The sequence below is a fragment of the Nocardioides sp. genome, from assembly GCF_036401255.1.
Lineage (GTDB): Bacteria > Actinomycetota > Actinomycetes > Propionibacteriales > Nocardioidaceae > Nocardioides.
In genome coordinates, this window is sequence record NZ_DASWVI010000067.1 from 1 (window position 1) to 9,641 (window position 9,641).

12 protein-coding genes are annotated in these 9,641 nt (G+C 72.6%); 10 read left to right on the forward strand and 2 right to left on the reverse strand.

The window, feature by feature from the left end; genetic code table 11:
- Positions 1–350 (reverse strand): winged helix-turn-helix domain-containing protein (locus VGD85_RS02955; RefSeq protein WP_331061955.1); only part of this gene is annotated, 350 nt, incomplete at its 3' end.
- 61 nt (positions 351–411) lie between these two features.
- On the opposite strand from VGD85_RS02955, the gene VGD85_RS02960 reads away from it, so the two are divergent.
- Both VGD85_RS02960 and VGD85_RS02965 read left to right on the forward strand, forming a co-directional pair.
- Positions 412–1,098, forward strand: coding sequence for a hypothetical protein (locus tag VGD85_RS02960; protein WP_331061956.1), 687 nt, complete (start codon positions 412–414; stop codon positions 1,096–1,098).
- 53 nt (positions 1,099–1,151) lie between these two features.
- Positions 1,152–1,607: a DUF1801 domain-containing protein gene (locus VGD85_RS02965; protein ID WP_331061957.1), complete on the forward strand. Its 456-nt coding sequence runs from the start codon at positions 1,152–1,154 to the stop codon at positions 1,605–1,607.
- Between the two features lie 10 nt (positions 1,608–1,617).
- On the opposite strand, the gene VGD85_RS02970 is transcribed toward VGD85_RS02965, so the two are convergent.
- On the reverse strand, positions 1,618–2,184 hold the full coding sequence (locus tag VGD85_RS02970) for an O-methyltransferase (protein WP_331061958.1): 567 nt from the start codon (positions 2,182–2,184) through the stop codon (positions 1,618–1,620).
- A 388-nt stretch (positions 2,185–2,572) separates the two neighbouring features.
- Between VGD85_RS02970 and VGD85_RS02975 the strand changes: the two genes are divergently transcribed.
- From VGD85_RS02975 to VGD85_RS03010, 8 genes are all read left to right on the forward strand, one after another.
- Positions 2,573–2,710, forward strand: a complete 138-nt coding sequence (locus VGD85_RS02975) for a hypothetical protein (RefSeq protein ID WP_158305681.1) — start codon at positions 2,573–2,575, stop codon at positions 2,708–2,710.
- Between the two features lie 10 nt (positions 2,711–2,720).
- The gene (locus VGD85_RS02980; protein WP_331061959.1) at positions 2,721–3,797 is read left to right on the forward strand and encodes a 3-isopropylmalate dehydrogenase; all 1,077 of its coding nucleotides are present in this window, start codon (positions 2,721–2,723) and stop codon (positions 3,795–3,797) included.
- A 90-nt stretch (positions 3,798–3,887) separates the two neighbouring features.
- Positions 3,888–4,973 carry a branched-chain amino acid aminotransferase gene (locus tag VGD85_RS02985; RefSeq protein WP_331061960.1) on the forward strand — a complete coding sequence of 362 codons (1,086 nt, stop codon included), beginning with the start codon at positions 3,888–3,890 and terminating at the stop codon, positions 4,971–4,973.
- A 54-nt stretch (positions 4,974–5,027) separates the two neighbouring features.
- A complete protein-coding gene (locus tag VGD85_RS02990) occupies positions 5,028–6,029 on the forward strand; it encodes an iron ABC transporter permease (RefSeq protein WP_331061961.1) in 1,002 nt (333 codons plus the stop codon).
- Positions 6,026–7,090, forward strand: coding sequence for a FecCD family ABC transporter permease (locus VGD85_RS02995; protein WP_331061962.1), 1,065 nt, complete (start codon positions 6,026–6,028; stop codon positions 7,088–7,090). The genes VGD85_RS02990 and VGD85_RS02995 overlap by 4 nt, the downstream gene beginning before the upstream one ends.
- Positions 7,087–7,917 carry an ABC transporter ATP-binding protein gene (locus tag VGD85_RS03000; protein ID WP_331061963.1) on the forward strand — a complete coding sequence of 277 codons (831 nt, stop codon included), beginning with the start codon at positions 7,087–7,089 and terminating at the stop codon, positions 7,915–7,917. Before VGD85_RS02995 ends, VGD85_RS03000 begins: the two co-directional genes overlap by 4 nt.
- Before the next feature lie 58 nt (positions 7,918–7,975).
- On the forward strand, positions 7,976–9,025 hold the full coding sequence (locus VGD85_RS03005; RefSeq protein ID WP_331061964.1) for an iron-siderophore ABC transporter substrate-binding protein: 1,050 nt from the start codon (positions 7,976–7,978) through the stop codon (positions 9,023–9,025).
- Positions 9,026–9,098: 73 nt separating this feature from the next.
- On the forward strand, positions 9,099–9,641 hold a 543-nt coding region (locus tag VGD85_RS03010; protein WP_331061965.1), incomplete at its 3' end, for a serine/threonine-protein kinase.

The following is a 9,641-nucleotide window of genomic DNA, read 5'->3' on the forward strand; positions in this document are numbered from 1 at the left end:
GACGGCGCCGCGCAGTTCAGGTCGATCGCCTCGTCGTCCCCGGGCCGGGGGAGCAGCGCCCGGTCGTGGGCCCGCGCCGGCCCGCCGGGCACCCGCGTGAACGTCCCCGACCCGCGCCGCGCCTCGGCGTACCCCGCCTCACGCAGGGCCGTGTAGGCCCGGGTCACGGTCGTGCGCGAGACGCCGAGTGCCTCGGTCAGCACGCGCTCGCTGGGCAGCCGGGTGTCCAGGGCGATCCGGCCGTCGCCGATCAGCAGCACCAGCGCGTCGGCGAGACCGGCGTAGGCGGGGGAGCGGTCGAACTCGCCGACCAAGGTGGCCACCCGGGAGGCGCTGACGGAGCGAGTCATGCAGGCCACTCTTGCACGATTGGCTATTTCTGAGAAGGCCAATCATCGCCACACTGGTCCGGTGACCCAGATCGCCACCGCCCCGCGCGGCCTCACCGACCTCGGCCCGATCGCCCAGCTGCGGGCCGGCCGGCTGACCCGCCGCCTCTCCCAGCTCTACCTCGGCCTGGTGGCCTACGGCGTCTCCCTGGCGCTGATGGTCCGCGGCGACCTCGGACTGGCGCCCTGGGACGTGCTCCACTCCGGGCTCATCCGCCACGTGCCGCTCACCTTGGGCCAGGCGGTCGTGGTGATGAGCTTCGTGGTGCTGATCGCCTGGATCCCGCTGCGCGAGCTGCCCGGCATCGGCACGATCTCCAACGCGCTGGTGGTCGGCTTCTCCGCGGACGCGACCCTGGCGGTGCTGGACCGGCCCGACGGCCTCGTGCTCCGCATCGCCTTGATGATCGGCGGGGTGCTGCTCTGCGGCCTCGCCAGCGCGCTCTACATCGGCGCCCAGCTCGGCCGTGGGCCGCGCGACGGGCTGATGACCGGCCTGGCCCGGCGTACCGGCCGATCGCTGCGGCTGGTGCGCACCGGGCTGGAACTGGTCGTCGTCGTGATCGGCCTGGTCCTCGGCGGGACGCTCGGCCTCGGCACGGTGCTGTACGCGCTCGCGATCGGCCCGCTCACCCAGCTCTGGCTGCCCGCGTTCACCGTCGAGCTATCGGTCAGGAATCGAGAAGCGATCGTCCTGGCGCCGAACTAGGTTTCCCGACGTGGCCGGCAGGACGCCGGCCCCCACGATCGAAGGAGACCACCATGGCCACGACCACCACCCCCAGCAGCACCGAGAACGACGGTTTCACCGCGGCCGAGCGGGCCGCGATCAAGGCCCGCGCGGACGAGCTGCGGGCGGCGGGCAAGAAGGGCGCCAAGGCGGCCGACGGCCTGCAGCAGGTGCTCGACGCGATCGAGAAGATGAACCCCGAGGACCGGGCCCTCGCCGAGCGCGTCCACGTCGCGGTGTCGGAGAACGCCCCGGACCTGGCGCCGAAGACGTGGTACGGCATGCCCGCCTACACGAACGCCGACGGCAAGATCGTGCTGTTCTTCAAGAACGCCGGCAAGTTCAACGAGCGCTACTGCACGCTCGGGTTCGAGGGCGCCGCCCACCTCGACGACGGCGACCTGTGGCCGACGGTCTACGCGCTGACCGCCTGGACGCCCGAGGTGGCCGACCGGGTCGCCGCGTTGGTGCGCAAGGCGGTCGGCTGAGGGCAGGGGCTCAGCGCCTGGTGGCGATCAACGCCGACGCGTCGGGGGCGACCATCACCTCGACGGCGGTGAAGCGCTCGTCGGTCAACCACTGCTCGCGCAGCGTGTCCACGCGTCCGTAGGCGATCGGCGGCCACATCTCGCACGGCGTGAAGTCGTCGAGCACGACGATGCCGCCGGGCTCGACGAGGTCCGCGATGGAGTCGACACCGACCTCGGTGGGCTCGCCCGAGTCGAGGAACAGCAAGGAGAACGGGCCCTTGTCCAGCAGCGTCGACCAGTCGGCGGAGAGCACCTCGACCTGCGGGTCGTCGACGAAGATCTCGGCCGCGGCGTCGGCGAGCTTCGCGTCGAGCTCGGCGGTGATGATGCGCGCCTCGCCCCGGACGCCGGACCGCAGCCACGCCGTACCGACCCCGCACCCGGTGCCGAACTCCGCCAGCACGCCCTCGCGCGTCGCGGCCAGTGCCGCCAGCAGCCGGCCGGTCTCGTTGCGGCAGAACGACGCGTAGCCGGCCCGCCGGGAGACGTCGAACGCACGGGACACCACGTCGGGCAGGTCGGGTGGGGCGCTCATGGTGGGAGTCTTTCATTGCGGGACGGTTGTCTCGCAATGCGAACACTCTGCGAAATGTCGGGACCGACATCGGCGGCGTGCCCTACGGTGGTCGCACCATGCGGAGCGTCTTCGTACTTATTGAGCGCCGCGGCGAGGCTTCTTAAGAGAGGCCACCTCGCCGCGGAGTTCGGCGTTGCACGGTCTCTCGGTACATCTGAGTCGAAGATGTCTCCGCGCGAGACCCGCCCCCAGCAGCACGGCGTGATCCGCATCCTGATGGTTCTCCCTCGGCTCGTGCGACCCACGAGCGGACCGCGTGTCCCACGCAGGGCCATCTTCGTCTCAGGTGTATCGGGACCGCACGGACACCCACCCACCTGGAACGAACACGAGAGAGAACAGACCGATGTACGACATGTATCCCGACTGGGGTCCCGCCAGCCACCACCCCGACAACCCGCGCAGCTACGAGAACGTCACCGCGGCCGTCCAGGCCTCGCTCGACCTGCGGGACAACGGCGGCGAGCGTCCCGACGACAACTAGCCTCGGACGCATGACCACCACGCACCCCAGCACGTCCGGTTCCCTGCGCCTCGCCGTCATCCCCGGCGACGGCATCGGGCCGGAGGTGACCGCCGAGGCGCTCAAGGTCCTCGAGGTCGCGTCCCCGGCCGGCGTGAAGTTCGAGCAGACGAGGTACGACCTCGGTGCCGAGCGCTATCTCGCGACCGGCGAGGTGCTGCCGGACTCCGTGCTCGCTGAGGTCCGTGAGCACGACGCGATCCTGCTCGGTGCGGTGGGTGGCAAGCCGAACGACCCGAACCTCCCGCCCGGCATCCTCGAGCGCGGGCTGCTGCTGCGGCTGCGCTTCGAGCTCGACCACTACGTGAACCTGCGGCCGTCCCGGATCTTCCCGGGCGTCGCATCGCCGCTCGCGAATCCCGGCGACGTCGACTTCGTGGTGGTCCGCGAGGGCACCGAGGGCCCCTACACGGGCAACGGCGGTGCGCTGCGCGTCGGTACGCCGCACGAGGTCGCCACCGAGGTGTCGGTCAACACCGCGTTCGGTGTCGAGCGCGTCGTGCGCGACGCGTTCGCCCGCGCCCAGCGGCGACGCCGCAAGAAGCTCACGCTGGTCCACAAGACCAACGTGCTCGTGCACGCCGGCTCCGTGTGGTGGCGGATCACCCAGGCGGTGGCGCAGGAGTACCCCGACGTGACCGTCGACTACATGCACATCGACGCGGCGATGATCTTCATGACCACCGACCCCGCCCGCTTCGACGTGATCGTCACCGACAACCTCTTCGGCGACATCATCACCGACCTCGCCGCCGCGATCACCGGCGGCATCGGCCTGGCGGCCTCCGGCAACGTCAACCCCGACCGGACGACGCCGTCGATGTTCGAGCCCGTGCACGGCTCCGCGCCCGACATCGCGGGCCAGCAGAAGGCCGACCCCACCGCCGCGATCCTGTCCGCGTCGCTGCTGCTCGACCACCTCGGGCACCCCGACGCCGCCGCGACCATCGAGTCCGCGGTGATCGCCGATCTCGCCGCGCGCGAGCCGGGCACCGCCCGGCGTACCGCCGAGGTCGGCGACGCGATCGCCGCGCGAGTAGCCGGCTGACGCCCTTCGTCGCACTCCACCGATGGCCGGGCACACGTTGGTGTGCCCGGCCGTCACCATTTCGTTGGAAGGCCTACTAAGTTGTCCCCCATGGAGATCAGCACCACCCCGTCGAGCGCCGCGGTCTCCGACGAGCGCCTCGCGGAGATCCTCGCCAACCCGGGCTTCGGCCAGCACTTCACCGACCACATGCTGACGGTCGAGTGGACGCCCGACGCGGGTTGGCACGGCGCGCGGATCGAGCCCTACGGGCCGCTGACGCTCGACCCCGCGACCGCGGTCCTGCACTACGCGCAGGAGATCTTCGAGGGCATGAAGGCCTATCGCCACGCGGACGGCTCGATCTGGTCGTTCCGGCCCGAGGAGAACGCCGCGCGGATGGTGCGCTCGAGCCACCGGCTGGCACTGCCGGCGCTCGAGGTCGACGACTTCGTGCAGGCCGTGGACGCACTCGTCGCGGCCGACCAGCGCTGGGTGCCCGACAGCACCGAGCCCGGGGCGGGGGAGAAGAGTCTGTACCTGCGGCCGTTCATGTTCGCCTCCGAGGCCTTCCTCGGCGTGCGTCCGGCCCAGCACGTGACGTTCATGGTGATCGCGAGCCCGGCCGGCGCCTATTTCAAGGGCGGGGTCAAGCCGGTCACGCTGTGGCTCACCGAGGAGTACACGCGTGCCGGCCGCGGCGGCATGGGCGCGGCCAAGACCGGCGGCAACTACGCCAGCTCGCTGGTCGCCCAGCAGGAGGCGAGCGCCAACGGCTGCGACCAGGTCGTGTTCCTCGACGCCCAGGAGGGCACGTACGTCGAGGAGCTCGGCGGCATGAACATGTACTTCGTCCACGACGACGGCACCATCGTCACCCCCGAGACCGGAACGATCCTCGAGGGCATCACCCGCTCGAGCATCATCGAGCTGGCCGGCAAGCTCGGCCACCAGGTCGAGGAGCGCAAGTTCTCGATCGACGAGTGGCGCGACGGCGTGACCAGCGGCCGGATCACCGAGATCTTCGCCTGCGGCACCGCCGCGGTGGTCACGCCGGTCGGCGAGCTGAAGTGGGACGGCGGGTCGGTGCCCGCCCCGGCGAGCACCGGCCTCACGATGCGGATCCGCCAGGCGCTCGTCGACATCCAGTACGGCCGCGCCGAGGACACGTTCGGCTGGATGCACCGCATCGTGTGAGCGGGCGGCGCCTCGGTGTGTGCGCATCAGGATAGGTGAGGCTAACCTAACCTGGTGACCTCGTCCTCGCGCGCCGCGACGGCCCTGCTGCTGGTCGGCGGCGTGCTGGTCGTGGGCCTGGCCAGCCTGATGTGGGGTGCCCGGGACATCGCACCCGGCGAGGTCTGGGCCGCGCTCGTCCATCCCGTCTCCGGCGACACCGACCACCACGTCGTGCGCGACCTGCGGGTGCCGCGCACGCTCGTCGGGCTGATCGGAGGGGCCGCGCTGGGGGCCGCGGGCGCGCTGATGCAGGGGGTGACCCGCAACCCGATCGCCGACCCGGGCCTGCTCGGCATCAACGCCGGCGCCTCGCTGGCGGTGCTGCTCGCGATCGCCGGCCTAGGCGTCACGTCGGTGTCCGGCTACGTGTGGTTCGCCTTCGCCGGCGCGGCGATCGCCGCGCTCGTCGTGTACGGCGCCGCCTCGCTCGGCTGGGAGGGCGTGACGCCGGTCAAGCTGGCCCTGGTCGGGGCGGCCTTCACCGCCACCGCGACCTCGATCATCACCGTGGTGCTGCTGACGGACCGGCAGACGCTCGAGGACTACCGGTTCTGGCAGGTCGGCTCGCTGGCCAACCGGCCCCTGACGGTGCTCACGGGCGTGGTGCCGTTCGTGGTCGTCGGCCTGCTGCTCGCGCTGGCCTCCGGGCGGGTGCTCAACGCGCTCGCGCTCGGAGACGACGTCGCCCGCGGGCTGGGCCAAGACGTCACCCGCGGGCGACTCCTCATCGTCGCCGGGGTCGTCCTGCTGTGCGGGTCCGCGGTCTCGATGGTCGGCCCGATCGCGTTCGTCGGCCTCGCCGTGCCCCACCTCGCCCGCGCGCTCGTCGGGCCCGACTACCGCTGGATCGTGGCCCTGTCGATGCTGCTCGGTCCGGTGCTGCTCCTGGCCGCCGACATCGCCGGCCGTCTGGTCGCGCGCCCGGGCGAGCTCGAGGCGGGACTCGTGGTGGCCGTCATCGGCGCCCCGGTGCTGATCGCGATCGTGCGCCGGTCGCGGGGGATCGCGGCGTGAGTGCGGCCGGTCTCGCCGTGGGGGCGCCCGTGGAGAGCGCTGCGGAGGGACTGCGTCGTTCGCGGCGACAGCGGCGCGCGCGGCGTACGGCGGTGCTCGCGCTCCTTGCCGGGCTCGTCGTCGTGCTGGCGGGGAGCGCGCTGATGCTCGGGGAGTTCCGGCTCTCCCTCGGTCGGGTCCTCGGCGCCCTGGCCGGCGCGGACGATCCGTCGGCGCACTTCATCGTCGTCGAGCTGCGACTGCCCCGGCTGCTGCTCGGGATGCTCGTCGGCGTGGCCTTCGGGCTGGCCGGCGCACTGTTCCAGTCGGTGCTGCGCAACCCGCTGGCGAGCCCCGACATCCTCGGCATCTCCCAGGGAGCCAGCGCCGGGGCGGTCGCCGCGCTGCTGTTGGGGGGCCTGAGCGGCGCCGCGGTCTCGGGTGCCGCGCTCGCCGGCGGCGCGGTGGTGGGGCTGCTGCTGTACGCCGTGGCCTGGCGCGGGGGCATGGCCGGCCACCGCGTCGTGCTCGCCGGCATCGGCGTCGCCTACGTCTGCACGTCGGTCGTGGGCTACCTGCTCACCCGCAGCGAGGTCCAGCAGGCCCAGGTCGCGCTGCTGTGGATGACCGGCAGCCTGGCCCAGGCCGACTGGTCGGCGGTGCGGCTGCTGGGCCTGGCCCTGGTGGCGCTCGTGCCGGTGGCCGCGTTGCTCGCGCGGGGCCTCGGCCTGCTGCTGCTCGGGGACGACCTGGCGGCCGGCCTCGGCCTGCGTCCCGAGCTCGTGCGGGCCGGCGTGATCGCGACCGGCATCGCCCTCGCCTGCGCCGCGACCGCCGCTGCGGGCCCGGTCGCGTTCGTCGCGTTCGTCGCCGCCCCCATCGCCCGCCGGCTGCTGGGCGACGGCTCGTCGGCCCTGGCCGAGTCCGCACTCGTCGGCGTCGTGATGGTGGTCGGCGCGGACGTCGTCGCCCAGCACCTGCTGCCGGCCGACATGTCCGTCCCGGTTGGGGTGGTCACCGGGGCCGTGGGCGGGCCCTACCTGATCTGGCTGATGGCCACCGGAGGGAGAAGGACGACATGACGGACGATCTGAGGGCGGGTGCCACCTCGCTCGTCGCGCGCGGCGTCCACCTCGCCTACGACCAGCGCCGGGTCGTGCACGGCGTCGACCTCGACGTGCCCAGCGGCCGCGTCAGCGTGATCGTCGGCGCCAACGGCTGCGGCAAGTCGACGCTGCTGCGCGGCCTCGGTCGCATCCTGCGACCGGTCGAGGGCACCGTCCAGCTCGATGGCCGTGACCTCCACGGCATGCGACCGCGCGACGTCGCCGCGGTGCTCGGGCTGCTGCCGCAGCAGCCGGTCGCGCCCGAGGGCATCACCGTCGCCGACCTCGTCGGCCGCGGCCGGCACCCCCACCAGGGCGCGTTCCGGCGGTGGAGCGCCGCTGACGCCGACGCGGTCGCCCGCGCGCTGGCGCAGACCGACACCGAGGACCTCGCGACCCGGCGGGTCGAGGAGCTCTCCGGGGGCCAGCGGCAGCGGGTCTGGGTTGCGATGATGCTCGCCCAGGACCCGCGGATCCTGCTGCTCGACGAGCCGACGACGTACCTCGACATCGCCCACCAGGTCGACCTGCTCGACCTCCTCGCCGAGCTCAACGAGCAGCGAGGGACCACGGTGGTCATGGTGCTGCACGACCTCAACCTCGCGGCCCGCTACGCGCACCACCTCGTGGTGATGGCCGCCGGCCGGGTGCTCCGCGAGGGCGCACCGGCCGCGGTGCTCGACGCGGACTGCGTGCGGGACGCGTTCGGCCTGGAGGCGCACGTGATCGAGGACCCGGTGACCGGCCGCCCGCTCGTCGTGTCCGTGGGACGGGCCCGGGTGCAGCCTCCGCTTGCGATCTAGTAAGGTTAGCCTTACCTAATCAACGACCGCATCGGTCCCGCACACCAGAGGAGTGGACGTGGCGTCCCTTCCCCGTCTCTTCCGATCCACCCGGCCCCGTGTCTCGCGGCTCGCGTTGCCGGTGGCCACCGCCCTGCTCGTCCTCCCGCTGGCCGCGTGCGGCTCCGACGGGGGAGGCGAGGCAGCGGCCGCCGACGAGCCGGCCGAGGCGACCTTCGAGCCGGTCACCATCCAGCACGCCTTCGGCAGCACCGAGATCACCGAGAAGCCCGAGCGGGTGGCGACCTGGGGCTGGGGAAGCCCCGACGCCGTGCTCGCCCTCGGCGTCGTGCCGGTCGCGATGGAGGGCCTGACCTACGGCGCCGACGACGAAGGCTTCATGCCCTGGCAGACGGAGGCCTTCGAGGAGCTGGGCGACCAGCCCGCCGTGCTGACGCCGGGCGAGGCGCCGCCGTTCGAGGAGATCGCCGCCGCGGCGCCCGACCTCATCTTGGCCACCTACTCCGGCATCACCGAGGCCGACTACGAGAAGCTCACCCAGATCGCCCCGACCGTGGCCTACCCCGACCAGCCCTGGGCGACCCCGTGGCGTGACGTCATCACGACGACCGGTGAGGCGCTCGGCCGGTCCGACGACGCCGAGCAGGTGCTCGCCGACATCGACGCCGAGGTGGCGCAGGCCGCCGAGGCGCACCCGGAGTTCGAGGGCAAGACGATCGCCGCCGTCGCGATCGACCCGAGCGCGTTCTACGTCTACCGCGGCGCCGACCCGCGCGTGCAGTTCCTCGAGGACCTCGGCTTCACCCTGGCGCCCAGCGTGGACGAGCTCGACACCGAGGAGAGCACGTTCTTCTACACGCTCAGCACCGAGAACGTCGACAAGCTGACCTCGGACGTCCTGGTCTCCTACGCGGCCGACGAGAAGCGCGCCCAGGAGATCGCCGAGGACCCGACGTACCGCACCATGGACCAGTTCGCCGAGGACCGGGTGGCCGGCGTGGTCGGCGAGGCGATCGTCTCCTCGGTCTCCCCGCCCACCGCGCTCTCCTTGACCTACAGCCTCGACACGTTCGTCGACGCCCTGGCGGCAGCCGTCCCGGCCTCCTGATCGAGCCCGCGCCGCAGCGACCCTCCGCCCGAGCCTCTCGGGCGGAGGGTCGCGGCACTTGTAACCTCGTGTGGTGACCACCTCGCCGCGCGACGACGCCGTGGCCACCGTCGGCGGCTACACGCTGCTCACCCGGCTCGGCGAGGGCGGGATGGGCGTCGTGCACCTGGCCCGGCGGGGGCCGGCCGGCCAGCGCGTCGCGCTCAAGGTGCTGCGCCCGCACATCGTCGGTGACGAGGAGGCACGCCAGCGGCTGGCCCGCGAGGTCGGCTCGCTGACCCGGGTCCGCAGCCAGTGGGTCGCCGAGATCGTCGACGCCGACCCGTGGGCCGAGGTGCCGTACGTCGCGACCCGCTACGTGCCAGGCCTCTCGCTGCACGACCTGGTGGTCGACGAGGGCGCCGTCACCGACGCCGACCTGTACTGGCTGGCCTCGTGCCTGGCCGAGGGGATCGCTTCGGTGCACGCGGTCGGCGTCCTGCACCGCGACGTGAAGCCGTCGAACGTGCTGATGGAGGGGCGCACCCCGATCCTCATCGACTTCGGGCTGGCCCGCGTCGCCGACGACCCGCGGCTGACCCACACCGGGTGGCTGCTGGGCACGCCGGGCTACCTG

What these genes read in the sequence shown, in the direction of transcription:
- VGD85_RS02965 (WP_331061957.1), top strand. Translation starts at nt 1,152, where the DNA reads ATGGCCACGACCACCACCCCCAGCAGCACCGAGAACGACGGTTTCACC.
- VGD85_RS02970 (WP_331061958.1), bottom strand. Translation starts at nt 2,184, where the DNA reads ATGAGCGCCCCACCCGACCTGCCCGACGTGGTGTCCCGTGCGTTCGAC.
- VGD85_RS02975 (WP_158305681.1), top strand. Translation starts at nt 2,573, where the DNA reads ATGTACGACATGTATCCCGACTGGGGTCCCGCCAGCCACCACCCCGAC.
- VGD85_RS02980 (WP_331061959.1), top strand. Translation starts at nt 2,721, where the DNA reads ATGACCACCACGCACCCCAGCACGTCCGGTTCCCTGCGCCTCGCCGTC.
- VGD85_RS02985 (WP_331061960.1), top strand. Translation starts at nt 3,888, where the DNA reads ATGGAGATCAGCACCACCCCGTCGAGCGCCGCGGTCTCCGACGAGCGC.
- VGD85_RS03000 (WP_331061963.1), top strand. Translation starts at nt 7,087, where the DNA reads ATGACGGACGATCTGAGGGCGGGTGCCACCTCGCTCGTCGCGCGCGGC.